Below are 25542 nucleotides of genomic sequence, written 5' to 3' on the forward strand. Positions count from 1 at the left end.
TTCGCCGTGTCCGCATTATCAACATTATCCCCTCAACCATTATGGGATATTTTTGCCCAGATTTGTTCCATCCCTCATCCGTCCCATCACGAGGAAGCACTCGCGTTCCATATCATTGAATGGGCCAAGAGCAAAAATTTTCATGTCGAACGGGATGAAGCCGGTAATATTCTGCTCAGAAAACCAGCCACAAAAGGTATGGAAAACCGCCAGTCAGTCGTGCTTCAGGCTCACCTTGATATGGTGCCTCAGAAAAACAATGATACACAACACGACTTCACAAAAGATCCTATCCGTACTTATATTGATGGTGACTGGGTAACTGCTGAAGGTACAACACTGGGCGCTGATAACGGCATCGGTATGGCTTCTGCTCTGGCAGTACTGGCAGATGAATCCGTCAAACACGGCCCACTGGAAGTTTTACTGACTATGACTGAAGAATCCGGCATGGATGGCGCATTCGGACTGCGATCAGGCTGGTTACAGGCTGATGTTCTGATCAATACCGATTCAGAAGAAGAAGGCGAAATTTACATGGGCTGCGCAGGCGGCATTAATTTTGTCTCAACCCTGCTACTTTCCCGCGAAACATTGCCTACGGGTTACCAAACCTTGCAACTGACGATTAAGGGATTAAAAGGCGGCCATTCTGGTGGTGATATTCATTTGGGATTGGGCAACGCCAACAAATTGCTGGCACGTTTCCTCGCCGCACATTCAGATGAATTGAATCTAAAATTGATTGATTTCCAAGGAGGAACTCTGCGTAATGCGATCCCTCGCGAAGGTTCTACCGTCATTGCAATTCCGACAACTCAGCTCGAAAAACTGCACCAATTGAAAGATGACTATCTGGATACGTTGAGAAACGAATATGCGGTCGTTGAAGCAAATTTGATCGTCCTATTGGATGAAATCGAAACTTCCTCACAGGCACTCACTACAGATTGCCAGACTCGTTTCCTATCCATGTTGAATACCATACCTAATGGTGTTATCCGTATGAGCGATGTTGCTGAAGGCGTAGTTGAAACTTCCCTGAACGTAGGCGTTGTCACTATGGAAGAAGATAAAGTCGAGATTATCTGCCTGATCCGTTCATTGATCGACAGTGGCAAGGCTTACGTTGTTGATATGCTAAATTCTCTGGCAAAACTGGCAGATGCAGAAACAGCAACCAGTGGCAACTATCCAGGCTGGCAGCCAGATGCCAACTCGCCAGTCATGCATTTAGTTCGTGAAACCTATCAGCAATTATTCGACAAGATCCCCAATATTATGGTGATCCACGCAGGTCTGGAATGTGGTCTGTTCAAAAAACCGTATCCGGATATGGACATGGTTTCCATTGGCCCAACCATTCGTGGCGCCCATTCGCCTGATGAAAAAGTTCACATCAAGAGCGTTGGTCAATACTGGCAGTTGTTAACCGCTATCCTAAAAGCGATCCCGGTTAAAGAGTAATATACGTGCCTCCCCTGCTCATCAGCCGTAGGGGAGCTTCCCTTTCAGCATTACCAGCCCAATATTACCACTCCAGTAATAATTGCCGTTCCAATTGAGGATTCTGTAACGTCACATGCAGCCCAACCAACCGCACGCCCCTCCCTTCTCTGCGAATTTCCCAAGCCTGTTTTGCCACCTGAATCAGATCCGATTTATCCAATAATGGGTGAATATGTTCCTGTGTCGTCAATTGAAAATCATCAAATTTTAATTTGATACCCTGACGGGCAATGCGGAGATCAGGTTTTACCTTGCCTAAACGTTTTTCCAATTCTGGGTAAAGTTTTTCGATGAGTTCAACACAATCACGCCACTCATGAATATCCTGTGCCAATGTTTTTTCTACACCAACAGACTTACGTAAGCGATCGGGACTGATTTGCCGGTCATCAATACCATGACTGCGCTCCCAAAGTGCCAGCCCAAATTTCCCCAATTTTTTAATCAACGCAACCTTGTCATAGTTTTGTACATCAGCACAAGTCTCCAATCCCATATCAGATAGACGCTTGGATGTGACTTTTCCCACTCCTGGAATTTTGCGTAATGGCAATGACTTGACGAATACCTCAACCTGTTCAGGGGAAATAACATATTGCCCGTTAGGTTTATTGATATCAGACGCAATTTTTGCCAGAAATCTGATAGGTGCAACGCCAGCAGAGGCTGTCAGTTGCAATTCATCAAAAATCACCTGACGGATCTGTTGGGCGATCAACGTCGCCGAGCCGTGGCAATGTTGACAGTCCGTCACATCCAAATAGGCTTCATCCAGTGAAAGCGGTTCAATCAGTTCAGTGTAACGGGAAAAAATCTGGCGGATATGCTGAGAAACTTCTTTGTAGGACGCCATTCGCCCCGGTATGACTTTCAATTGAGGACAAAGTTTCAATGCCATTGCAGTGGACATAGCACTGCGTACGCCAAAAAGGCGGGCAGGATAATTTGCCGTGCTGATCACCCCTCGTCTATCAGCGCTACCGCCAACAGCAATGGGGATATCGCGGAGTGATGGATTATCCCGCATTTCAATGGCAGCAAAAAAGCAGTCCATATCAATATGAATAATTTTGCGCATTTCACCTCTGCATGCCTCTTTCCACACCAAAATAACTGTATAAATATACAGCTTCATATCATTGAAAGCTACTTGCTTTTTAAGAATTAATTCCTGCTACAAGTTAGCGCTCTATATGAAGTTTTGTTTATATTTAGCCTTGATGAGATGAAATTTTTAATCGTTGTGACAATTTTTATGGTGTAAACGCGCGTCAATCAGTATTGGGACAAGTGCAATAATTGCCAGTAATGCTCCCACTCCAGCCACAGAAGATAAGCCGTAGCCTGCCCCGATTGCAAAGCCAGCCAGCAAGGGGGCTAATGTAATCCCGAGCTGGAAAGCGGATACATTAGTTGCACCTGCCAGTGTCGGCGCATTTGCGGCAATGGTATAGACCCGGTTCATGACGGCAGGGTTAACAACGAAACCAGACACTCCGAGCAGAAATACCAGACAAGTTGTGATCACGTTTTCAGCTAAAAAAGTCAACGCAATAGAAGACACAATGATACCAAGAGTGCCAATCATCAGCGTCTTGAATGGATATTTGTCTGCTGTCCGCCCACCTATAGTCAATCCGATAAAAGCACCGATACCAAACAGTGCAAGCACCGCAGGAACCCAAACCACCGCCAGCTTGCTGATATCAATCAATAATGCCCCCAAATAGCCGAATGTCGCCATATAAGCGGCGGTTGTCAGCATAGTAGTGGTATAAGCTACCCATAATTTCGGTTGTGCCATGGTTTTTAATTCCGTATCTAATACCGGAGCCTCTCCCTGACCCGGTTGTATCTCCGGCAACATAAACCACAATGCTATTGCCGTGACTGATGTTGCTGCGGCAACCGCCCAGAAACCGGCACGCCACCCCGCTATATCACTAATCACCGTTCCTAATGGCCCGCCCACTACCATCGCCAGACTCAATCCGCTGACAACCACGGCCAATGCCCTTGCCGTGCGATCCTGGGTTACTAAATTAACTGCTGTCGTCGCAGCGACTGCCCAAAATCCAGCGTAAGCGATACCACTGACAACGCGGGCAATCAATAACGGCCAATAATCGGGCGACAACATCCCAATGGCGGTAGCGGCAACAAACAGAGCCTGACTCAACAATAATGTTGCTCGTCTGGGCCAACGCAATGTTGCTACAGCCAGCGAGGGCGCTCCGAACAGAACACCAACGGCAAATGCAGAAATTAACATCCCCGCAGAGGGTAACGAGACTTGCAGATCCTCAGCAATTTTTGGCAGCACACCTGCGATTAAAAACTCTGAACTTCCCATCGCAAACAGACTTAAGCCCAAGAGATACACGCTGATGGGGATTTTAGATGGCATAATATTCGTAATAGACATGGGTAAACTCCCGAATTGTTGGTTAAAGTGATGGAAATATTGATCATCGAACAATTGACTAAAAGTAAATTACAACATTATCATTCAATAAATCAATTTAATGTTTTATTAATTGATTTATTGAAATAAAACCAGAGAATTAGTGTGGGGTACCACTTAGCCCATCACGCTCTGATTCGATAATAAATATTTTAAAATTAGTTTATTGGGGGTCACTATGAGAATCCGTGAATATTTCGAACGCTTACTCCATGATACTCCAGACAATGCTAATGCCATTGAGTACGAACATAATTGGTGGACATGGGGTAAAAGTCGCACAACCGTTACGCTCAATGCACTACAGCCAGTAACACGGCTCATAGAAGATATTCAACGGTTGGATATCAAAATTCTTATCGGGAGTAAGTGGGGGGAGTTAGTCAAAGCAACTGTAGTTCTTGTACCAAAAGCCACAGTGGAAGCCGCCGAACTGATTAACTGGACTAAAGAGCGAATAGGCACTGTATTTGCACCAAAAGCTATCGACTTCGTTAATTCTATTCCAACAACTGAAAATGGCAAACACGATAAATCAGTATTACGCACATCTCACAGTCGATGATTCCATTACAATTTTACATATAGATCAAATAAAAAATCTAGCATGGCAAAAGCGTAGAAGTCGCCTTTGCCATAACATAAAGAACTACCCCCCGTTCGGGAAAATCAATGTCTGACCCGGTGCTTCGCGATTCAGATGAATAAAGTTCAGATGCTTTTCGTAGTGATCGAGAATATCGCTGATAATTTGTTCTTTGGTGTAATCCATCAAGTCATTGCCCTGAGTCCCTTCCATCAAGAAAGTTTCCAATCGGTAATAGTAAGATTTACCCGATCTGGCACGATAGGTAAATCCAGGCACGGAATAACGCCGCGGCCAAACCTGGTACACAAAGTTTTGTTCATCCCCCAGTTCGACAATTAATTCAAGCGGGCTCAGTCGTTCGTCCCCTTCTGATGGCAGCGTATTAAACTGTACTTTCGCGCCACGTAATTCCAACTCTTTTGCTACTTCCTGCATGGCAGGACGACAAACCATATCCAGCATTCGTTGGGTACTTTTCGTGCCCGGAAAATTCATCATGCGGCTCAGACGTTGTTTCCAGTTCAACGAACCATTGTCATGTACCAATGTTGGCGAGGTATTCTGCAATGAACTGGCTTTGCGGAAATCTTCCACACGCAAAGATTTATACAATCCTGCCATGACAAAGAAAATCACAAAGCTGAAAGGCAACCCCATGATTACCGTCATATTTTGCAAAGCAGAAATGCCATCCGTCATTAATATACCCAGTGTTAATACACCAATCGCCACTGACCAAAAGACACGTAGCCAGTTAGGAGCATCATTATTGATATCACTGAGATTTGAGGTGAAATTCCCCAGAACCAACGACCCTGAATCTGCCGATGTGACATAAAACAGCAATCCCGTGATCGTAGCAACAGAGGCGCTGAACGTGAAGGCCGGATAAAGTGCCAGCAAGCCATAAAAACCTTGCTCTGGGTGCTCCAATACCGTTTCGGCCAATTGACGATTACCATGCAGGATTTCATACAATACACTGTTACCAAAAATCGATAACCATAACAGCGTAAAGACAAACGGAATGATCAGCGTTCCCATCACAAACTGACGAATAGTTCTGCCACGGGAAATACGCGCAAGGAATAATCCAACAAACGGTGACCAGGCAACCCACCATGCCCAGAAAAACAGCGTCCAGTTATTCATCCATTCGGTCGGGCGTTCAAATGCAAAACTATTGAGTGTCATTCCCATGAAACGGCTGATGTAATCTCCAACATTTTGCACTAATCCATTAAGCAGAAACTCAGTATTTCCTACAAACAGAATAAACAGGATCAAGCCCAGTGCCAGCAGTACATTCAACTCGGACAGAAACCTAATACCTTTGTTCACGCCAGAAGTGACAGAAACAATGGCCATCACAACCGACAGCAGTATCAACCCACCCTGAACCCCCAAACCTTGAGGCAGTCCAAACAGCACTTTCAGACCATAATTCAATTGCACCACCCCAATGCCCAATGTGGTTGCAATACCGAAAATCGTACCTATCACTGCCGCAATATCCACGGCATGACCAATAGAGCCTTTTATTCGATTGCCAAAAATAGGATAAAGTGCAGAACGAATGGTCAATGGCAGATTATAACGATAGCTGAAATATCCCAGTGCGATCCCCATCAAGGCATACATTGACCAGCCCGTCAGGCCATAGTGAAACAGTGTCCACACCATCGCCTGACGAGCTGCTTCAATAGTTTCTCCTTCACCCGTTGGCGGCCGCATGTATTGTGTGACTGGCTCAGCCACTGAGAAAAACATCAAATCAATGCCTATCCCTGCGGCAAACAGCATCGCAGCCCAACTAAGCAAACTGAATTCCGGCTTAGATTGCTCCGGCCCCAATTTGATAGAACCAAAACGAGAAGCGGCAACAAAAATAACAAATACAATGTAAAGCGTTGCGGCCAGCAAATAATACCAACCGAATGTTTTGGACACCCAATCCAGCGTATTTTTTATCCAGATACTTGTCGCATCAGTGAAAAAAATCGTGAATAAAGAAAAAACGATAATCAGCCCTGCCGAGGTGAAAAAAACGACAGAATTAAGAGTATCCTTCTGAGTGTTTTTTGGACTGTCTGGTGTGTTCATAGGCAGTTCCTGAAGTTAATGAAAATAAAAAGACAAAAAAGAATAAAACAACTAACTATTTGAATAAAAAACAAAAATTATGTTACCTCGAATAAATTTAACCAACTATTGTGAATATATTGTAATAAAACATATTTAATTTTGATTGAACATTCAATTAAAAAAAAGTTTAATGGTTGCCAAATGATTGATTCTCTGAGCATAAAAACATGCCAAAAATTGGAATGCAGTCGATAAGAAAACAGCAACTCATTGATGCAACATTAGCCGTAGTCAATGAGGTTGGAATGCAGGATGCCAGTATTGCGCAAATAGCCCGAAAAGCAGGCGTTTCCAACGGTATTATCAGCCATTATTTCAAGGATAAGAATGGGTTATTGGAAGCCACCATGCGTTACTTATTACACCAACTCGGAATGGCTGTAGCACGGCGGTTACGGCTGCTCGATAATGCAACCCCAGCCCAGAGGCTGAAAGCCATTGTTGAAGGAAATTTTGATGCCAGCCAAATCAGCAGTGCAGCAATGAAAACCTGGTTAGCTTTCTGGGCAAGCAGCATACACCAACCCAATCTATACCGGCTACAACAAGTGAACGAACGTCGTTTGTATTCCAATATTTGTATCGAATTCAGGCATGTCTTGCCAAAAGCAGAAGCCCGACTGGCAGCACAAGGGCTGGCTGCCCTGATTGACGGTATCTGGCTGAGAAGTGCATTAAGCAGCAAGCCTTTTGACATAAAAAGTGCGTTCACTATCACCTTCGATTATATCGAACAGAAACTCGGAACACCTTACACAGCCTGAATTCTGACTAAGGAGAATCCATGACTCGTTTTGGCTTACAAAAGCTTTATATCCACGGCACTTACGTTAATAGCGTTAATCCCGATAAAAATACTTTTGATGCGATCAATCCAGCTAATGGTGAGGTCATCGCTCAATTACAATCTGCGACAGAGCAGGATGTTGAGCTGGCCGTCAAAAGTGCTCAGAAAGGGCAGAAAATCTGGGCAGCGATGACTGCTGTAGAGCGTTCACGGATCTTACTCAAAGCGGTTGATATCCTGCGCGAACGCAATGATGTACTGGCTGAGCTAGAAACACTGGATACGGGCAAGCCACTGTCTGAAACTCAATATGTTGATATTGTCACTGGTGCGGATGTACTGGAATATTACGCTGGCTTGATCCATTCTCTCGAAGGTCAGCAGATTCCACTACGAGAATCATCTTTCGTCTATACGCGCCGTGAACCACTTGGCGTCGTTGCAGGTATCGGGGCATGGAACTACCCAATTCAAATTGCCCTCTGGAAATCAGCACCAGCACTGGCGGCCGGTAATGCTATGATTTTCAAACCCAGTGAAGTTACGTCACTCACCGCCCTGAAATTAGCCGAGATTTATACTGAAGCAGGCGTGCCAGATGGGGTATTTAACGTTCTGACTGGCGCAGGTCATGAAGTGGGGCACACTCTGACAGTACATCCTGAAATCGCCAAGATGTCGTTTACGGGTGGCATTGTCACAGGCAAAAAAGTCATGGCAAATGCATCTGGATCAAACTTGAAAGAAGTCACAATGGAGCTGGGTGGAAAATCCCCGCTGATCATTTTTGATGATGCCGATCTGGATCGTGCTGCTGATATCGCCATGATGGCAAACTTTTTCAGCTCCGGTCAGGTCTGTACCAATGGGACACGAGTTTTTGTCCCGAAAACACTGGCTCCCCAATTTGAAGCCAAAATCGTTGAGCGCGTTAAACGCATTCGCATAGGCTCTCCCCTCGATCCAAATACCAACTTTGGCCCTCTGGTGAGCTTTCCACATATGGAATCTGTATTGCGTTACATCGAAAGCGGTAAGTCTTCCCATGCACGACTACTGTGTGGCGGTGAACGTCTGCTGGAAGGTGAATTAGCGAAAGGTGCATTCGTTGCACCAACGGTATTTAGCGACTGTACAGATGATATGCTGATTGTGCAGGAAGAAATTTTCGGCCCTGTGATGTGTATCCTGACCTATGAAACGGAAGATGAAGTGATCAACCGCGCCAATAACACCGATTATGGTCTCGCCGCAGGATTAGTGACACAAAATTTATCCCGTGCACATCGCGTGATCCATCAACTGGAAGCAGGGATCTGCTGGATCAACACATGGGGAGAATCTCAAGCAGCCATGCCAGTAGGTGGCTACAAACATTCTGGGATTGGCCGTGAAAATGGGCTGGTCACATTGCAAAATTACACACAAACCAAATCAATACAGGTGGAGCTGGGTCATTTTGAATCCCTATTTTAATCTATGACTGAAACAGAGGAGATAACAATGGTATTTGATTACATTATTATCGGAGCTGGTTCAGCAGGTAATGTGCTTGCAACCCGTTTAACGGAAGATAGCGATGTCACTGTCCTGCTGCTCGAAGCTGGCGGGCCTGATTACCGATTCGACTTCCGTACCCAAATGCCAGCTGCGCTGGCATATCCCTTGCAGGGAACCCGTTATAATTGGGCATATGAAACCGACCCTGAACCCCATATGAACAACCGACGCATGGAGTGTGGCCGTGGCAAAGGGCTGGGGGGTTCTTCACTGATCAATGGTATGTGCTATATCCGCGGCAATGCGCTGGATTTTGACAACTGGGCAACGCTATCAGGTCTGGAAGACTGGGCTTATCTCGATTGTCTGCCCTACTTCCGTAAAGCGGAGACTCGGGACATGGGGGCAAATGACTATCACGGTGATGATGGACCAGTCAGCGTCACTACGCCCAAACCGGTCAATAATGAACTTTTTCATGTGATGATAGAAGCCGGTATCCAAGCAGGATATCCACGTACTGACGATCTGAATGGCTATCAGCAAGAAGGTTTTGGCCCAATGGATCGTACTGTCACCCCTGAAGGCCGTCGTGCCAGCACTGCCCGTGGTTATCTGGATCAAGCACGGTCGCGCTCAAACCTCACCATCATTACCCACGCCTTGACAGATACGCTCGAATTTGAGGGAAAAATGGCCGTCGGCGTCAATTTTTATCAAGGTAACACATCGACTTTAACGCAGGCAAAAGCACGTAAAGAAGTATTACTTTGTGCCGGCGCGATCGCTTCCCCACAGATTTTGCAACGCTCAGGCATTGGCCCTGAAGAAATCCTGAACGAGTTTGGCATTCCGGTGGTACAGATATTAGCGGGGGTTGGGCAAAATCTTCAGGATCATCTTGAAATGTATTTGCAGTATGAATGCCTCAAGCCGGTTTCTCTCTATCCAGCCTTGAAATGGTACAACCAGCCAAAGATTGGCGCTGAATGGTTATTCAAAGGCACAGGGATTGGGGCGAGCAATCAATTTGAAGCTGGTGGATTTATCCGTACCAGTGAAAAATTTACCTGGCCAAATATTCAGTTTCATTTTTTGCCTGTTGCCATCAATTACAACGGCAGCAATGCAGTCAATGAACATGGCTTTCAAGCTCATGTCGGCTCGATGCGTTCTCCGAGCCGTGGTCGAGTCAAGATCACTTCGCGTGATCCACGCCAACATCCCAGTATTCTGTTCAACTATATGTCAACCGCGCAGGACTGGCAGGAATTCCGTGATGCCATCCGCATTACACGTGAAATCATGGCACAACCTGCACTGGCTTCCTACTGTGGCCGTGAAATCAGTCCCGGCACTGACATCCAGACAGATGAACAATTAAATACCTTTATTCGTGAACGAGCCGAAACCGCCTTTCATCCATCCTGTAGCTGTAAGATGGGTACTGATGAAATGGCCGTTGTGGATGGTCAGGGACGTGTGCATGGTGTCAAAAACTTACGTGTGATTGATGCTTCGATCATGCCGGAAATTATTACCGGTAATTTGAATGCCACAACGATTATGATCGCAGAAAAAATCGCCGATAAAATTCGGGGTCGTAATCCACTACCACGCAGTCAGGCAAAATATTATGTTGCCAATGGCGCACCAGCTCGCAAATCGGCACAGAATACGCCATCAGTGAATTAATTTTCGCCAATATAAAATCAACGACCAGTACGAGAAAATTGGATATATGCAATACTGTTTGCACAACCATATTTCTCGTATTGGTATTTAAAACAAGCCAGATATTGATGGATACCTATTTTCAATACCAAGACATTTTTCTTAAAAAGGAAGCAATGAAAAAGTGATTATGCTAAATCCAACGTCATAAAAATATGTTCTGCACCTTCTTCCAAATAGATTTCCCCACGCGCTTGATAGCCTAAGCTTTCATAAAATGGCTGGGCATGGCATTGCGAGGATAAACCGATGCCTACAATTCCATTTTTACGCCCATAGTCTTCAATAAACTCCATTACTTTACGACCAATGCCTTTGCCGCGATACGCCTTCAATACCGCGACACGTCCTACTTTAAGCATATTGTTGTCCATTGGGACTGCACGTAATACTCCGATTGGTTTTTCACCATCAAATATCAGGACATGCAGAGCAATATCATCATATTCATCAATATCAATTTCTGCATCAAATCCTTGCTCATCAGTAAATACTTGTTTACGAATGGCAAAAGCTGGCTGAATTAATTCTGGATTTTCTCTTCCTACGCTGTATTTTATTTCCATTATTATGTCCTGAATGTGATTTGCAGAATACATATTAAATTACGGGTAAGAAAATAGCTAAGTCAAGTTGATAACAGAGGAAAAATAAGGGCAACCTTTTTTCAGGTCGCCCTTTAGTATTAATTTATTTTTACTGACAGGATATTGAATCGCAGAATTAACTTTCTTCTGTTTTATTGCCGTCACTTTTGAAACTATTGATAAAATCATCAGCCTGCTTATTGGCATCAGATTTTATTTCTTCCGCCTTTGATTTCACATCATCTTTAAACTGATTAACCTTATCGGTGGCCTGATGCTGTATATCATCCGTTTTGGTTTTCACCTTATCCAGCGTATCATTCACAGACTTCGTAACTTCATTTTTCACATCTGCCGCTTTGGATTTCATCTGATCGGCCAGATGATTGGCAGAATGACTTATCTGATTTTGTACTTCCTTAGACTTATCTACCAGACTATGACCTTCACGTATGGCACTTTCTTTCACTTCCTGTGATTTTTCCTTGGCACTATCCACTATTCCAGTGGTTTTTTGTTCAGCGTCATTTTTCATCTGGGTAGCACTTTCTTCAGCTTGTCGGGCAGAGTCTTCCACTTTTGGAGAACCATCATCACAACCAGCAAGCAATGCTACGAGACCTGCAAGAATCAGAGAACTGAGAATCTTTTTCTTCATTGACTAACCCCTTGTACTTAAGAAAATTGCACTTACGGAAATGACCTCACCAATGAGTGTTCTGGCCGTTTAGTACCACAACATCCCATAAGCACTTTGATCTCACTGCCAACGCAGTCAGCAATTGAGAAAGCATAACGACACGGGTAATCATTTCAATCATCCAGCAGCAAACCCGTAAAAATGTCAGATAACCTGATCTATCACAGTACATTCCATCACCATAACACTTCTCAAAACACACAAATAAAAATAATTCTCATTTTTATTTGCCCGATTTAATTTCTTAGGTGACTTATAACAATGCAATATTTCATTCCATCATGTTTCAGGAAATTTATGGCAAATAATAGTCAAAATTTAGGAAAACGCCCAATTATGGCCATCATTCGAAAAATTTTAAGAAGTACATTCTCAGGTACATTAGTGTTGGGTAGTGCATTGTCCAGCCAAGTTTTAGCCGCTGAAAATCCATCTGACCAGAAATCTGAAAAGCAAAATGAGGTGGTTAAATTACCATCGCTTTCAGTTGTAGGTAGTTTACACAACAGCACCAGTGCCGGCAGCTCATCGCTAAAAAAAACCGATATTGAACGCACTCAGGCAGATAATGTTGCTCAGTTGCTGGATCAATTGCCTGGGGTTTCTATGTCTGGTTCTCCACGTCCCGGTGGACAAACTTTGAATATTTGGGGCATGGGTGAGTCAGAAGATATCAAAATCACGCTGGACGACGCCCCAAAAGGGTTTGAGAAATATCTGCAGGGTTCCATCTTTATTGAGCCTGAATTAATCAAACGTATAGATGTTGATAAAGGCCCGCACAATTTGTTGAATGGCAATGGTGGATTTGGTGGCTCCGTTAAGATTGTAACTAAAGATGCCGGCGATTTATTACGTCCCGATGAAAATTTTGGTGGGCTGTTGAAATACAGCTATCACACGAATGACAGGCAAAATATTTACAGTGGTGCCATTTACGGCAGAGATCCAGATGGTTTTGCCGATGCGTTGCTGTATGCCAGCAAACGCGACGGTGGCAATATTAAACGTCCTGATGGAACACATTTTGAGTATTCACAGAATAATCAGACTTCTTATTTGCTGAAAACTAATTTTTATCTCAATGATACTCATACGCTGAGTTTTTCAGCCATGCGATCTGAATCGGATGGATGGCAGCCCTGGGCCGCTAAGCGAGATAAGATGAATGTTCCATCAGAATGGGACATAGAGAGATATGGTTGGGAAGGAGCATGGCAGAGAAAATTGGTCTTTCGCAATCAGATTGATCAAAACTACACAGCCAAATGGAATATTGCACCAGAGGAGAATCCGTGGCTGAATCTGACACTAACCTCTGCCTATTCTGTAACCAAACAAAACGATCGCCGCCCAGAAGGAAAAGATGTAACGCTGACTTCAGCAAGCCTAATGGGACAAAAAAGTTGGGTTAAATACATCGATACGATGGTTGATATCAACAATAAAAGCGTATTTTCAACAGGCAGTATAGAACACGAATTTTTGCTGGGAACACGCTGGCATAAGAATGATCGTGACACATTAATATTCGATAAAAACACGGTTAATAACTCTGAATTTAATTATGGTTATTACCAGCCTTATTATATGCCCGCCGGAGAACAGCAAACTTACAGCATATATATGCAGGACTCCTTAAAACTGGGAAGTATTACCATTACTCCAGGCGTCCGTTACGATCATATAAAGAATATTGGCGAAGAAAATAAAGCGCCTAGGTATAACAACAAATTGCCTGAAATAAACCATGATTATAGTGGTGTAACCTATACTGGCTGGTCTCCTCACTTGGGTATTCTGTGGCAGACAAACAAAAATCTTTCGCTCTTTGCTGATATCAGCCGTACATGGCGGGCGCCAGTGGTCGATGAACAGTATGAAGTTCAGTCAGATAGAACCAGCCTTCCGGGTTCCAGCCGCAATCTTGAAGTAGAAAAAATGACGGGTATACGCCTGGGGGCCATTCTCGATTTCGATAACCTGATGCTTGAGAATGACAGCCTGCAAATTCGTACCACGCTGTTCCGTAACCGTGGCAAAGATGAAATTTTCAAAACTCGTGGTGTTTACTGTAAAGCTCAGGCTGACGGTGCATCATCCACCTCATGTGAAAAACCGATAGCAAATCATCGTAATCTGCCGGGATATACCATTGAAGGACTGGAAATAGAAACATTCTACGATAGCAATAAGTTATTCGGGAAACTTTCTTTCTCCACCATGCGCGGTCAGCGTGATGCTTCTATGCGTGATCCGTGGATAGGACAAAAAACCTGGATTGCAGAAATCCCACCCACTTCTGCACATGCAATGTTAGGATTTAAGATCCCACAATGGCAGATGTCTATGGGCTGGAAAGGTGATTTTATCCGCAAACAGGATCGTTCCCCTGTAGATGGGGATCCAAAAGCGAGTTATTGGTCTCTGCCAACCAGCAAGGGTTATGCCCTGCACGGGTTGTTTGCCAGCTGGCGTCCTCCTTATATGAAAGGCTTCGAAGCGAGAGTCACTGTCGATAATCTGTTCAACCGTGATTACTATCCTTATTTAGGCGAAACGATTTCAGGGATTGGCCGTAATTTCAAATTCAGTATTTCACAGCAGTTCTAACTGACATTTAATCAATCAATTCATATAATCAATAGATTTCCAGTTGCAACTTTATTGTCTGCAACTGGAAAGATGAAGAGTATAACCCCCTTAATTTTTGAGAGAATTATGTCTACAATACTGCGTTGACTTTCAATCCATAAATGAAAATAATAATCATTATCGAATTTATCCTACCCCTTCAGGCAGTATCATCATGGCGGTACAAAAAAGCACATGCGGGCACAATGAAATAGCCCAGAAACTCTACTTCGAATACCACCATTGGTTATGCAACTGGATAAGGCAGAATAATGTCTGCCCCAACCATGCAGAAGATCTCACCCATGATACCTTCATCAAATTGATGCAGTCGGCAGATCTTGAAAATGTCCGCCATCCCAGAGCTTTTTTAATTACGATAGCCCGTAGAACTATTGCCAATTACTACCGACGGAAAAAGCTCGAAGACAATTATCTGGACTATGTCAGCACGATGGCGAAAACGACAACAAACTCGTCAGAATATCGGTCATGTATTAAATGATTAGATTAGGTATTAAAAATAATGTTCACGTTCAATAAAGGTTCCTATCACTTTATCGTGCATTTCTTCCGATTTTGAATACCCAATGGTTTTTCTATTCAGCCTTTTGATTCGGGTACGATGCGTTAAATTCGTTCTCTCTATACGCTGAGTAAACGCCTTTCCAGTCAAGTGCTCTTCCTCGGGAAGTGGGTCATAAACAACATAGTCATCCGTGCAGTAAAACCGAATAGTAAAGGAAGATAAGAGGGTAAGCAGCTTGTCTAACGTTTTTCGACTGCGATCGCCAAAAACATGAGCCACTATTCGCTTCAGGCGGGGTTCCCAAGCATACCAAAGCCAGCGTTGGTTTTTCTTATTGCCGACAAACGACCATTGCTCGTCGATTTCACAGACAATCTGGATGCCACATTCCGCAAGGGGAAGTGTCGTTACGTTTCGGGGTCTGAGGTTTTTAATGTTTTCATGACGGTGGCGGTGGCGACTTTCAGGATCCGAGCGGTGTCACGAATTCCCCCGTTATTCATCGCGATATCGACAATCTGTTCTTTAACGCCGGGTTTGCAGGCCTGATAGGTATACGCCAACTGAAAGACCTTACAGCAGCTATAACAGCGATAACGAGGATGTCCGCCATTTCCTTTCCCATGTCCTTTGACCTGTTCTGATTTGTGGCAATAACGGCAATAGACATCAACTTTGGCCATACTTCATCCTTAAAAAGCCGGAAGCATATCACAGCAACTAACCATTTAATACATGACCAGAATATCGGCTTGTACTGCTAGAACAGTTGGAAAGAATAGATAAGACCCTTGATGAGTTGCCCAAAAAAGCCAGACGGGCATTTCTTCTCACGCAACTTCAAGGTATGTGCTATAAAGAAGTCGCAAAGAATTTAGATGTTTCAATGAGCTCCGTGAAAAATTACTTACAGCAGGCTCACAGCAAATGTCACTCTCTCAACATCATCTGAACAACCAACAAAAACCCGCTGTGTATCTGGCAGCGGGTCGCATTTTTTAGCTGAAAATTTTTTAACCACAAAAAAAACCTCAAAGAATTCGGTTTTTTTCCAGCTTCTCATGACGAGCAGCTTCTCTTGCCAGGCGTTTTTTACGGGTATCGCAGGGTTCTGGGCAATCACAAACTTTCTCCACACCAATACTCCCCAAACCACCACAACTTCCCTGAATACTTTTACGCTTAAAAATGTAGCCCAGTGCCATTCCTGCAAAAGCCAACAAGAAAAAGATAAAGGCTGCAATAAAGACTTCCATAACCTTTCCTCCTCATTTCTTCTGTTGTATGTATGGCTTAAAGGCTGAACTATAGCGCTCTTCAAAGCCATCTTGAGTTTTGACAACCATAAAGACGGGAATCTTCAGCTTCTCTGCCACTTCCATTCCCTTATCTGGCCCCAATACATCCAGTCCCGTAGAAAAGCCATCTGCACTCATGCATGTCGGGGCAATAACCGTGATTGAAACCAGATTATGAGTGATAGGCCTGCTTGTTTTGGGATTAATGGTGTGAGAATAGCGCACCCCATTCTGTTCGAAATAGTTGCGGTAATCACCCGATGTTGCAATAGACATACGATCCGGCTCAATAATTTCTTGAGCTCTCTGTTCAATGCCACTATCCGATGGTTTTTCGATAGCAATCCGCCACGGAGCGCCTTTGCCATTGTTACCCAGTGTGCGTACTTCCCCGCCAATATCAACCATAAAATTTTTGATGTTCTGGGAGGCCAGATATTCAGCCACAACATCAACTCCATAGCCTTTGGCTATGGAGGAAAGATCGACGTAAAGTTCAGGAATAGATTTAATCAAGCTATTACCTTCAACAGACAACTTATCGATACCCGTCCACGCACGACGCATAACCAGTTCTTCATCCGTCGGCGCCTTGGTAATTCGCCCTTCCGGCCCAAACCCCCACAGATTCACCAATGGCCCTACTGTCACATCCAAAGCACCATCCGTCAGTTGATTGATTCGAATGGCTTCCTTGACCACTTTGGCCGTAGCGGCGGATACCAGAAAAGGTGTGTTAACCTCACGGCTTTGATTAAAACGACTTAATTCAGAATTTGGCCGATAAGTGGACATCTGGTCATTCACTTCTTCCAGCAGCCGATCAATCTCTTTTTGCAGGTTTTCAGGGGAAGGTATCGATGAGTCAGCAACATATTTGACGGAGTAATAAGTCCCCATCGTTTGCCCGCTCAGATTTTGCTGTTCAGGGCCACCACAGGCTGACAGCAGCAAAACCGTAAACATCAACACACCCCAGTGGATAATTTTTTTACTCAGCATAACTTACTCTTTCTGAATCGTCAGCGCCCACAAGGTGTGGGCGCTTGTCGTTAAATCAACGTGTTACAACCATCAACCACCGAAATCATCCAGCATGATGTTTTCGTCTTCCACGCCAAGGTCTTTCAACATCTTAATGACCGCAGCATTCATGACCGGAGGCCCACACATGTAGAACTCACAATCTTCTGGTGCAGGATGATCTTTCAGATAGTTCTCAAACAGGACATTGTGAATAAAGCCAGTGTAACCATCCCAGTTATCTTCAGGTAAGGCGTCAGACAGGGCCACATGCCAGTTAAAATTGTCGTTCTTTGCCGCAAGCTGGTCGAAATCTTCGGTATAGAACATTTCACGTTTGGAACGCGCACCATACCAGAAGCTGATCTTACGTTTGGAGTTCAGACGACTGAGCTGATCAAAGATATGAGAACGCATTGGTGCCATACCTGCGCCCCCACCGATGAAGACCATCTCCGCTTTGGTATCTTTTGCAAAGAACTCACCAAATGGACCGGAAATTGTCACTTTATCACCGGCTTTCAATGACCAGATGTAAGAGGACATAATACCCGGTGTAACGTCTGGGTTTCTTGGCGGCGGCGTAGCGATACGCACGTTCAGCATGATGATACCGTGCTCTTCTGGATAGTTAGCCATTGAATACGCACGAACAGTCGGTTCTTTTACCTCAGAAACATAACGAAACAGATTGAATTTATCCCAATCTTCACGGTATTCCTCTGGTACATCATAATCCGCATAACGGGCCACATGTGGAGGACATTCAATCTGAATGTAACCACCCGCCCGGAACGGCACCACTTCTCCGTCAGGAATTTTCAGCTTCAATTCTTTAATGAACGTTGCCTTATTATCGTTAGAGATAACTTCACATTCCCATTTTTTGACGCCGAAAATCTCTTCTGGCAATTCAATTTTCAGGTCTTGCTTAACGTTAACCTGACATGCCAGACGACAACCTTCTTTTGCTTCACGTTTATTAATATGAGAAAGCTCAGTCGGCAGGATGTCACCACCGCCTTCTTTAATTTTCACACGGCACTGGCCACAGGAGCCACCGCCGCCACAAGCAGAGGAAACAAACACCCCCTGATTGGAAAGCATGTTCAACAATTTGTCGCCAGCAGGAGCCGTAAAGCTTTTTTCCTCATCGCCATTGACTTCAATTTTAATATTCCCGGTGTTCACTAACTTTGATTTTGCAAACAAAATCATAGCCGTCAGCGCCAACACAATCAGGGTAAACATTACTACGCCTAGAATGATTATATCCATGAATTCTTCTCGCCTTTAGAGCTGCACGCCGGAGAAGGACATAAAGCCCAATGCCATCAATCCGGTAGTGACAAAGGTGATCCCCAATCCTTTCAGACCTGCTGGAACATCCGCATATTTCATCTTTTCACGGATCGCGGCCATCAGAACAATCGCCAGCATCCAGCCCATACCTGAACCGAAACCATAAACAACGGATTCGCTGAAGTTATAGTCACGCTGTGCCATGAAAGAAACACCACCGAAAATCGCACAGTTCACGGTAATCAACGGCAAGAAAATCCCCAGTGCGTTATACAGTGCAGGCACATAACGATCGAGGATCATTTCCAGAATCTGTACCAGTGCAGCAATCACCCCGATAAAGGTAATGAAGTTCAGGAAGCTCAGGTCAACCCCATCCATCAAGGCTCCATCACGGAGTACCAGATTGTAGACAAGGTTGTTGGCAGGAACGGAAATTCCCAACACAACAGTTACAGCAACGCCCAGACCAAAAGCTGTCTTCACATTTTTTGACACCGCCAAAAACGTACACATACCAAGAAAGAAAGCTAACGCCATATTCTCAATAAAGACGGCGCGGACAAACAAACTAATATAATGTTCCATGTTGTCTGTTACTCCTTCTCAACCTGTGCAGGTTTCAGAGTCCGCAGACCCCAAATCAGCATACCAATGATGAAGAATGCGCTCGGTGCCAACAGAAACAAACCGTTCGGCTGATACCAGCCATCATTCTTGACAGATTCCAGCACCGTCATGCCGAGCAGTTTTCCTGAACCAAACAGTTCACGTAAAAAACCCACCAGCAACAGAATGACACCGTATCCCAAGCCGTTGCCGATACCATCCATGAAACTTTCAACAGGCGGAGATTTCATGGCATAGGCTTCAGCGCGTCCCATCACAATACAATTGGTGATGATCAGACCAACAAACACAGATAACTGTTTGGAGATTTCATAGGCATAGGCCTGCAAAATCTGGTCTACCACGATAACCAACGATGCAATAATCGCCATCTGTACAATGATTCGCACACTGCCGGGAATGTAATTACGAATCAATGAAATGAAAAAGCTAGAAAATGCTGTCACCAATGTCACAGCAATCGTCATCACCAGCGCAGTTTCCAGCTTGGTGGTGACAGCCAGTGCCGAACACACTCCCAGAACCTGCAAAGCAATTGGGTTATTATCAAACAGCGGCCCAAGAAGGACGCGTTTTACCTCTTTACTATCAGCCATCTTTCAAGGCTCCCTCACGTACTTTTTTCAGGAATGGGCCAAAACCGTTATCACCCAGCCAGAAATCAAACATATGCTGAACACCATTGGAGGTCAGAGTCGCTCCAGACAAACCATCTACACCATAAGGGTTATCGCCAGCACCACCACGAACGACCTTAATCGCCGGAACACCTTGTGAGTTATAGAGTTTTTTACCCACCCACTGCTTGCGCCATTGCGGGTTATCCACTTCCCCCCCCAATCCCGGTGTTTCACCATGAGAATAGTAAGTAATGCCGCGAGATGTTACGCCATCCACATCAATAGAAATAAATGCATACATCATTGACCACAGGCCAGAACCATATACCGGCAGCACCAGCTCGGTAGTTTTGCCTTGACCATCTTTCACCAGATAGATTTCTGCCATATTGGCGCGACGGTGGATTCTTGCCAGATCCTGTTCTGATGGCAGAGCCATGCTGGTTTCATCACTACGCAGGGCATTTTTCAGGTCAAATTTACCATCGCCTTTTTCAAGCGTGGCCGTTTTCAAATCAAGCAATTCAGGTTGAATACGGCTGCTATAGGTTTCTTTGATTTCCGCTGTCGTCATATTGGGTTTCAATAGACCGGCGACATCCAGAATATTACGCTGCTTATCCAGCAGTTTCTGTTCCTGCTGCTGCGCTTTCAAGCCTACGGCTGCCCCTGCAACCACAATCGAACATACAAGGCAAAGCACAAAAACAACGAGGAATGTTCTGCCAATGCTGTCATTATTTTTTGGTTTCTCATTAGCCACGGGCTTTTCTCCGCTTAATATTGGCCTGCACGACCAGATAATCGAACAGTGGCGCGAACAGGTTAGCGAACAGGATCGCCAACATCATCCCTTCCGGGTATGCTGGGTTTACGACTCTGATAAGAATACACATGACACCAATCAGAATGCCGTATGCCCATTTTCCTTTATCCGTGAATGCAGCGGATACAGGATCAGTAGCCATAAAGATCATGCCGAAAGCGAAGCCACCCAGAACCATATGCCAGTACCACGGCATAGAGAACATTGGGTTAGTGCTTGAACCAATTGCATTGAACAGATAAGACATGGCTATCATTCCGACCATCACGCCGGCAACAATGCGCCATGAAGCAATGCGGGTAAACAGAATGATGGCTCCACCGATGAAAATCATCAGTGTGGAAACTTCACCAATTGACCCTGGGATGTTACCAATGAAAGCATCCATCCATGTGACAGGCTGGCTGGTAATGGTATTCATTAAACCGTGACTACCTGCATTTGCCCACTGGGACAATGGAGTCGCACCGGAAAAACCATCAGCTGCCGTCCAGGCTAGATCACCTGAAATCTGGGCAGGGTAAGCGAAGAACAAGAAGGCACGACCAGCCAATGCCGGGTTAAGGAAGTTACGACCTGTACCACCAAATATTTCCTTCGCAATCACCACACCGAAAGTGATCCCCAGAGCAGCCTGCCATAATGGCAATGTCGGAGGAACAATCAGCGCAAACAGGATGGAACTGACAAAGAAACCTTCGTTGATTTCATGTCTGCGGATCATGGCAAACAGAATTTCCCAGAAACCACCAACCGCGAACACTACAGCATAAATTGGCAGGAAATAGGTTGCACCCAGCAACATCTTACTGTCCCAGCCAGCATCCGGCGTCAGTGATGCACCAAGATACTGGGCAACCACGTAATGCCAATCAGAAGCTAAAACCTGCTGTAGCGCTTCTCCGCTGTATAAATGAGTCAGAGCAGGTATTGCCTGATTCCCGACGTTATACATTCCCCAGAACATTGCCGGAAAAACAGATAACCAGACCAAAATCATCATGCGTTTGAGATCGATGGCATCACGGACGTGGGCACGCCCTCGCGTTACTGTTCCCGGAGTATAGAAGACGGTGGAAACTGCCTCATACAGAGGATAATATTTTTCCAGTTTGCCACCGGCCTCAAAGTGATGCTCTACTTTTTCAAATAAATTTTTCAGGCCCATGAATTACCCTTCCTGCTCAATCTTAGTCAGCACATCACGCAGTACCGGACCGTACTCATATTTGCCAGGGCAAACATAGGTACACAATGCTAAATCTTCTTCATCCAGCTCCAGACAACCTAATGCCTGGGCACTGTCGCTATCGCCTGCAAGCAAGTCGCGCAACAAATGCGTTGCCATGATGTCCAGTGGCATCACTCGCTCATAGTTGCCGATTGGCACCATAGAGCGTTCCCCACCATTCGTGCTGGTTGAGAAGGCAAAACGTTTATTTTTCAGGAAATGACCAATCGTGGTACGGGTAATCGAGAACTTATTAACGCCTGGTGCAATCCAGCCAAATAATTCTTTTTCACGGCCTTCAGCAAGAACAGAAACCAAAGTATGGAAACGACCAAGATAATGACGAACTCCATCTGATTTGGTACCACACAGTACAGAGCCAGAAACAATACGATTTTCACCTTCTTTCAGCTGATCTTGAGTCAGCTCTTGCAAATCAGCTCCCAGACGGCTACGTACTAAGCGGGGGGATTTAACTTGTGGACCCGCCAGAGATACAACTCGATCAGTGTAAAGCTCACCGGTTGTGAATAACTTACCAATGGCAATAACATCCTGATACCCCAAGTGCCATACGCTTTTCTTGGCGCTAACCGGTTCAATGAAATGAATGTGAGTTCCAACCAGACCTGCCGGATGTGGACCAGCAAATTGATTGTAAGTAATTTGAGTGTTGTTTCCTGCATTTGGAATATTTCCAGCGCCATGGCAGACGTGGACTTTTCCATCTGTCAATATTGACAGAATATTCAGGCCATCAACAAAAGCCTCTTCCTGCGTCGCAATAACGACTAATGGATCGGCAGCCAATGGCTGAGTATCTATTGCAGTAACGAAGATTGCCTTTGGTGTGGAACCGGGAGCAGGAGAGTGACTGAAAGGACGTGTACGTAATGCCGTCCACAACCCAGATATGAGCAGGTTATTCTCCACCTGTTCACGTGTCAGGCCAGCAAGTTCTGTACGATCATAGCGATCAAACATGACTTGCTCATCACCACTCACCTCAATCACAACAGATTGAAGTACACGGCGTTCTCCACGCCCGATGGTAATAATTTTCCCGCTAGCGGGACTCGTAAAAATAACCCCTGGATTCTTTTTATCTTCAAAAAGAATTTGCCCTTTTTTGACATGCTCACCTTCCTTAACCAGCATAGAAGGACGCATTCCAACATATTCTTCGCCTAATAAAGCGACATGACGAATTGTCGGACCATCTTCTATAACTTGGGCAGGCGCTCCTGCTATTGGGAGGTTGAGTCCTTTTTTAATTTTAATCATAAGATTTGCACAAGTTTATCAGTTAAATCATATGCTACAGATTACCCGATGGTATTCCTTGGGGTAATATAGCGACTTCAGTAATAAAAAAACGCCTTGAGCGGCATATGTCTCAAGTTATTCACTCCGATAATCGTTACAATTTTCTCTTAATTTTCTCCGACGGTAATTCTAACATCTCCCCTCACAAGCTGTCTGACTAATCGAGTGATTCAGCTCAAGCAAATAAGAATAATTTCTCTGCCAAATCGTTAACCACTCGACAAAGACGAACTAAAGCCTCATCTTTCCCGATAACAGAGCGTTTATTGGCCGCTCCACCATTTCACTGATGCCAAACATCGCTGCTATATTTGTATTCAGCGCATTGTCAATATATGGCAACTTTCAATCCGATATTTCATTAAATTTATTATCCTTTTATACGGTTCTGTTATGAAAAAAACGGCGTTTTATCTCTCACTGTTGCTGTTATTCCATATGTCCTGTTCTGCTCTGGCGCAAAGCACTCCATCGTGGCTCCAGTCACCCAATGAACGACGCCCGCTGAAACAACCTGGGGCCGAGATTTTCATTCAAATATTCAAAGAAGAAAAAGTGCTTGAACTTTATACTAAAGACAACACAGACCATTACCAATTAGCTCAAAGTTATCCTATCTGTAATTACTCTGGAGGGCTTGGCCCTAAGACACTGACAGGAGATTTCAAAAGCCCCGAAGGTTTTTATCATGTTAACCTTAAACAATTAAAGCCCAATAGCCGCTATTATCGCGCTATTAATTTGGGTTTTCCCAATGAATTTGATAAATTCCGAGGCTATTCTGGTAATAATTTAATGATTCATGGGGGATGTAAATCCATTGGCTGTTACGCCATGACCGATCGCTATATAGATGAAATCTACCGATATGCGGAAAGTGCAATATCTTACGGACAGGATGAAATCAAAATAAATATTCAAGGCAATCGCATCTAAATTTGATGCGCTTTGCCCAGTACTGTAAGTAGATATTCACCATCCCAACCAGCCCGTTTACGGCGTGCTTTAATTCCCGCTTTGGTGGGAGCTAAGCGCAGTAAATTCAACGCGATTTTATTGAGTAATGCCATATTGGCGGCTGCATTGCCTTCCCGCATCCGCTGCTGATCTTCATTAAAAGCAATATCCAGACACCAATGGAGTTGCGTTTCTATTTGCCAGTGACTGCGGATCGCTGTCGCTGCCCGTTGAGCCTCTGTCGGACGTAAAGTGCTGATAAAATAACAGCTCTCCCGGCTCACTTCATTTCCTACATAGCGTTCGCGGATCACCCGTATTATGCTGTGTAAACCACACCAGCACGCCTTTTCCGGCAACCAATCAACATGGGTCATTTGTACTGTGCGTCGCTCAATGCGGCCATGTCCGGCATCCACGTCTTCATATTCGCTCAGGTGCTCCGGTTGGGATGAGACATAATCGAAATAATGGCTGACATCATTATACAGGCCGGGATGATTTTCTTTCAGGCTCAGTACGTAATCCGCGCCCGCTTCATGTAATTGATGAGCAATCGCTTTCTGGCATCCCATGGCATCGATAGTCACCAGACTTCCAGACAAAACCAATCGTCGAAGTAACTCAGGAATAGCGGTGATTTCATTGGATTTACTCTCCACTTTCACTTGTCCCAGAACTAAGCGATTGGTACAGGCAAAGGCGCTGACCAGATGGATTGCCGCCTTGCCGTTGGCTTTATCGAGTGACCGGCGCATGGTTTTGCCATCAATAGCGATGATATCCTGATCAACTCCTTGTGCCAGCGTAGATATCCAGGAGGTGAAACAGTCGGCAAAAGCCTGCGCATCAAGTGCAGCAAAGACACGACCAAAGGTATCGTGAGAGGGGATGCCATTAGTGAGATCAAGCAGTTGGGTAAAGAAATCCTGTTTAGATTCGCCAAACTCTTCAATTTCGACCCAACCTTCAGCGCCACAAATCACAGCGCAGATGGCGATAGTCAGGATATTTTCCAAACTATGCAACTGAGTTCGTTGAACTCGGGGATCTTCAAGTGAGGCAAAATGCTGTAACAAAGGGCTGACAGAGGACATAAGGATGGATTTAAAAGCTGCATAACGACATGAAATTAAACCATTGTCAATGAA

The 25542-nt window shown here is 44.7% G+C and carries 24 protein-coding genes; 9 read left to right on the top strand and 15 right to left on the bottom strand.

Translation table 11 applies throughout. The features are described from left to right. The first annotated feature begins 6 nt into the window (after window positions 1-6). Window positions 7-1467 (top strand): beta-Ala-His dipeptidase, encoded by a 1461-nt coding sequence (gene pepD, locus XBJ1_RS14045; protein WP_038199204.1) that lies wholly within the window; start codon window positions 7-9, stop codon window positions 1465-1467. A 64-nt stretch (window positions 1468-1531) separates the two neighbouring features. Here pepD and dinB read toward each other — a convergent pair whose 3' ends face one another. Next, window positions 1532-2587, bottom strand: coding sequence for a DNA polymerase IV (gene dinB, locus XBJ1_RS14050; protein WP_038199205.1), 1056 nt, complete (start codon window positions 2585-2587; stop codon window positions 1532-1534). 156 nt (window positions 2588-2743) lie between these two features. Next, window positions 2744-3934: a Cmx/CmrA family chloramphenicol efflux MFS transporter gene (locus XBJ1_RS14055; RefSeq protein ID WP_012989662.1), complete on the bottom strand. Its 1191-nt coding sequence runs from the start codon at window positions 3932-3934 to the stop codon at window positions 2744-2746. Window positions 3935-4151: 217 nt separating this feature from the next. On the opposite strand from XBJ1_RS14055, the gene XBJ1_RS14060 reads away from it, so the two are divergent. After that, entirely contained in the window at window positions 4152-4538 is a 387-nt protein-coding gene (locus tag XBJ1_RS14060) for an AMP-binding enzyme (protein WP_012989663.1), read from the top strand. Between the two features lie 84 nt (window positions 4539-4622). Here XBJ1_RS14060 and XBJ1_RS14065 read toward each other — a convergent pair whose 3' ends face one another. After that, on the bottom strand, window positions 4623-6665 hold the full coding sequence (locus XBJ1_RS14065; RefSeq protein WP_012989664.1) for a choline transporter: 2043 nt from the start codon (window positions 6663-6665) through the stop codon (window positions 4623-4625). Between the two features lie 209 nt (window positions 6666-6874). On the opposite strand from XBJ1_RS14065, the gene betI reads away from it, so the two are divergent. From betI to betA, 3 genes are read left to right on the top strand one after another with little or no spacing between them, the layout of a single operon-like run. After that, the gene (gene betI / locus XBJ1_RS14070; RefSeq protein WP_012989665.1) at window positions 6875-7471 is read left to right on the top strand and encodes a transcriptional regulator BetI; all 597 of its coding nucleotides are present in this window, start codon (window positions 6875-6877) and stop codon (window positions 7469-7471) included. Between the two features lie 20 nt (window positions 7472-7491). Further along, window positions 7492-8970: a betaine-aldehyde dehydrogenase gene (gene betB / locus XBJ1_RS14075; protein WP_012989666.1), complete on the top strand. Its 1479-nt coding sequence runs from the start codon at window positions 7492-7494 to the stop codon at window positions 8968-8970. A gap of 27 nt (window positions 8971-8997) precedes the next feature. After that, window positions 8998-10689, top strand: a complete 1692-nt coding sequence (gene betA / locus XBJ1_RS14080) for a choline dehydrogenase (RefSeq protein WP_012989667.1) — start codon at window positions 8998-9000, stop codon at window positions 10687-10689. Window positions 10690-10856: 167 nt separating this feature from the next. Here the strand turns inward: betA and XBJ1_RS14085 are convergent, their stop codons facing one another. Both XBJ1_RS14085 and XBJ1_RS14090 read right to left on the bottom strand, forming a co-directional pair. Beyond that, on the bottom strand, window positions 10857-11294 hold the full coding sequence (locus XBJ1_RS14085; protein ID WP_012989668.1) for a GNAT family N-acetyltransferase: 438 nt from the start codon (window positions 11292-11294) through the stop codon (window positions 10857-10859). A 157-nt stretch (window positions 11295-11451) separates the two neighbouring features. After that, a complete protein-coding gene (locus XBJ1_RS14090; protein WP_012989669.1) occupies window positions 11452-11973 on the bottom strand; it encodes a YtxH domain-containing protein in 522 nt (173 codons plus the stop codon). A 339-nt stretch (window positions 11974-12312) separates the two neighbouring features. Between XBJ1_RS14090 and XBJ1_RS14095 the strand changes: the two genes are divergently transcribed. Both XBJ1_RS14095 and XBJ1_RS14100 read left to right on the top strand, forming a co-directional pair. Continuing rightward, entirely contained in the window at window positions 12313-14628 is a 2316-nt protein-coding gene (locus XBJ1_RS14095) for a TonB-dependent hemoglobin/transferrin/lactoferrin family receptor (RefSeq protein WP_049778825.1), read from the top strand. 196 nt (window positions 14629-14824) lie between these two features. Continuing rightward, window positions 14825-15154 (top strand): sigma factor, encoded by a 330-nt coding sequence (locus tag XBJ1_RS14100; protein WP_012989671.1) that lies wholly within the window; start codon window positions 14825-14827, stop codon window positions 15152-15154. Between the two features lie 12 nt (window positions 15155-15166). On the opposite strand, the gene XBJ1_RS20945 is transcribed toward XBJ1_RS14100, so the two are convergent. Next, window positions 15167-15861 (bottom strand): IS1 family transposase gene (locus XBJ1_RS20945; protein ID WP_143827612.1). Its coding sequence is split into 2 segments (ribosomal slippage): window positions 15167-15606 and window positions 15606-15861, totalling 696 coding nucleotides; the frame shifts between segments, so codons are not numbered across the junction. Window positions 15862-15947: 86 nt separating this feature from the next. Here XBJ1_RS20945 and XBJ1_RS23045 point away from each other — a divergent pair. After that, window positions 15948-16130 (top strand): sigma factor-like helix-turn-helix DNA-binding protein, encoded by a 183-nt coding sequence (locus XBJ1_RS23045; protein WP_071822515.1) that lies wholly within the window; start codon window positions 15948-15950, stop codon window positions 16128-16130. Window positions 16131-16209: 79 nt separating this feature from the next. Here the strand turns inward: XBJ1_RS23045 and nqrM are convergent, their stop codons facing one another. The 8 genes from nqrM to XBJ1_RS14145 form a co-directional block, all read right to left on the bottom strand. After that, window positions 16210-16434: a (Na+)-NQR maturation NqrM gene (nqrM, locus tag XBJ1_RS14110; RefSeq protein WP_012989674.1), complete on the bottom strand. Its 225-nt coding sequence runs from the start codon at window positions 16432-16434 to the stop codon at window positions 16210-16212. Window positions 16435-16446: 12 nt separating this feature from the next. Then, window positions 16447-17478: an FAD:protein FMN transferase gene (locus tag XBJ1_RS14115; protein WP_012989675.1), complete on the bottom strand. Its 1032-nt coding sequence runs from the start codon at window positions 17476-17478 to the stop codon at window positions 16447-16449. A gap of 72 nt (window positions 17479-17550) precedes the next feature. Further along, window positions 17551-18777, bottom strand: a complete 1227-nt coding sequence (nqrF, locus tag XBJ1_RS14120) for an NADH:ubiquinone reductase (Na(+)-transporting) subunit F (RefSeq protein ID WP_012989676.1) — start codon at window positions 18775-18777, stop codon at window positions 17551-17553. 15 nt (window positions 18778-18792) lie between these two features. Beyond that, window positions 18793-19389 (bottom strand): NADH:ubiquinone reductase (Na(+)-transporting) subunit E, encoded by a 597-nt coding sequence (nqrE, locus tag XBJ1_RS14125; RefSeq protein WP_012989677.1) that lies wholly within the window; start codon window positions 19387-19389, stop codon window positions 18793-18795. Between the two features lie 8 nt (window positions 19390-19397). Continuing rightward, window positions 19398-20027 carry an NADH:ubiquinone reductase (Na(+)-transporting) subunit D gene (locus tag XBJ1_RS14130; RefSeq protein ID WP_012989678.1) on the bottom strand — a complete coding sequence of 210 codons (630 nt, stop codon included), beginning with the start codon at window positions 20025-20027 and terminating at the stop codon, window positions 19398-19400. After that, window positions 20020-20814, bottom strand: a complete 795-nt coding sequence (locus tag XBJ1_RS14135) for a Na(+)-translocating NADH-quinone reductase subunit C (protein ID WP_012989679.1) — start codon at window positions 20812-20814, stop codon at window positions 20020-20022. The genes XBJ1_RS14130 and XBJ1_RS14135 overlap by 8 nt, the downstream gene beginning before the upstream one ends. Then, window positions 20807-22045: an NADH:ubiquinone reductase (Na(+)-transporting) subunit B gene (locus XBJ1_RS14140; RefSeq protein ID WP_012989680.1), complete on the bottom strand. Its 1239-nt coding sequence runs from the start codon at window positions 22043-22045 to the stop codon at window positions 20807-20809. Before XBJ1_RS14140 ends, XBJ1_RS14135 begins: the two co-directional genes overlap by 8 nt. Window positions 22046-22048: 3 nt before the next feature. Then, complete coding sequence (locus tag XBJ1_RS14145) at window positions 22049-23392, bottom strand: Na(+)-translocating NADH-quinone reductase subunit A (protein ID WP_012989681.1); 1344 nt, start codon at window positions 23390-23392, stop codon at window positions 22049-22051. Window positions 23393-23827: 435 nt separating this feature from the next. Here XBJ1_RS14145 and XBJ1_RS14150 point away from each other — a divergent pair, with 435 nt between their 5' ends. Then, window positions 23828-24370: a L,D-transpeptidase family protein gene (locus XBJ1_RS14150; RefSeq protein WP_012989682.1), complete on the top strand. Its 543-nt coding sequence runs from the start codon at window positions 23828-23830 to the stop codon at window positions 24368-24370. On the opposite strand, the gene XBJ1_RS14155 is transcribed toward XBJ1_RS14150, so the two are convergent. After that, entirely contained in the window at window positions 24367-25488 is a 1122-nt protein-coding gene (locus XBJ1_RS14155; RefSeq protein ID WP_012989683.1) for an ISAs1 family transposase, read from the bottom strand. The genes XBJ1_RS14150 and XBJ1_RS14155 overlap by 4 nt on opposite strands. Between the last annotated feature and the right edge of the window lie 54 nt (window positions 25489-25542).

The sequence above is a fragment of the Xenorhabdus bovienii SS-2004 genome, from assembly GCF_000027225.1.
Taxonomy (GTDB): Bacteria; Pseudomonadota; Gammaproteobacteria; order Enterobacterales; family Enterobacteriaceae; genus Xenorhabdus; species Xenorhabdus bovienii_C.

Coding starts and splice junctions, on each gene's coding strand:
- XBJ1_RS14130 (WP_012989678.1), bottom strand. CDS start 20,027: ATGGCTGATAGTAAAGAGGTAAAACGCGTCCTTCTTGGGCCGCTGTTT.
- XBJ1_RS14060 (WP_012989663.1), top strand. CDS start 4,152: ATGAGAATCCGTGAATATTTCGAACGCTTACTCCATGATACTCCAGAC.
- betB (WP_012989666.1), top strand. CDS start 7,492: ATGACTCGTTTTGGCTTACAAAAGCTTTATATCCACGGCACTTACGTT.
- nqrE (WP_012989677.1), bottom strand. CDS start 19,389: ATGGAACATTATATTAGTTTGTTTGTCCGCGCCGTCTTTATTGAGAAT.
- XBJ1_RS14140 (WP_012989680.1), bottom strand. CDS start 22,045: ATGGGCCTGAAAAATTTATTTGAAAAAGTAGAGCATCACTTTGAGGCC.
- XBJ1_RS14055 (WP_012989662.1), bottom strand. CDS start 3,934: ATGTCTATTACGAATATTATGCCATCTAAAATCCCCATCAGCGTGTAT.
- XBJ1_RS14065 (WP_012989664.1), bottom strand. CDS start 6,665: ATGAACACACCAGACAGTCCAAAAAACACTCAGAAGGATACTCTTAAT.
- XBJ1_RS14090 (WP_012989669.1), bottom strand. CDS start 11,973: ATGAAGAAAAAGATTCTCAGTTCTCTGATTCTTGCAGGTCTCGTAGCA.
- XBJ1_RS14095 (WP_049778825.1), top strand. CDS start 12,313: ATGGCAAATAATAGTCAAAATTTAGGAAAACGCCCAATTATGGCCATC.
- XBJ1_RS14085 (WP_012989668.1), bottom strand. CDS start 11,294: ATGGAAATAAAATACAGCGTAGGAAGAGAAAATCCAGAATTAATTCAG.
- nqrF (WP_012989676.1), bottom strand. CDS start 18,777: ATGGATATAATCATTCTAGGCGTAGTAATGTTTACCCTGATTGTGTTG.
- XBJ1_RS14155 (WP_012989683.1), bottom strand. CDS start 25,488: ATGTCCTCTGTCAGCCCTTTGTTACAGCATTTTGCCTCACTTGAAGAT.
- XBJ1_RS14115 (WP_012989675.1), bottom strand. CDS start 17,478: ATGCTGAGTAAAAAAATTATCCACTGGGGTGTGTTGATGTTTACGGTT.
- XBJ1_RS14100 (WP_012989671.1), top strand. CDS start 14,825: ATGGCGGTACAAAAAAGCACATGCGGGCACAATGAAATAGCCCAGAAA.
- dinB (WP_038199205.1), bottom strand. CDS start 2,587: ATGCGCAAAATTATTCATATTGATATGGACTGCTTTTTTGCTGCCATT.
- XBJ1_RS14145 (WP_012989681.1), bottom strand. CDS start 23,392: ATGATTAAAATTAAAAAAGGACTCAACCTCCCAATAGCAGGAGCGCCT.
- XBJ1_RS14150 (WP_012989682.1), top strand. CDS start 23,828: ATGAAAAAAACGGCGTTTTATCTCTCACTGTTGCTGTTATTCCATATG.
- nqrM (WP_012989674.1), bottom strand. CDS start 16,434: ATGGAAGTCTTTATTGCAGCCTTTATCTTTTTCTTGTTGGCTTTTGCA.
- betI (WP_012989665.1), top strand. CDS start 6,875: ATGCCAAAAATTGGAATGCAGTCGATAAGAAAACAGCAACTCATTGAT.
- betA (WP_012989667.1), top strand. CDS start 8,998: ATGGTATTTGATTACATTATTATCGGAGCTGGTTCAGCAGGTAATGTG.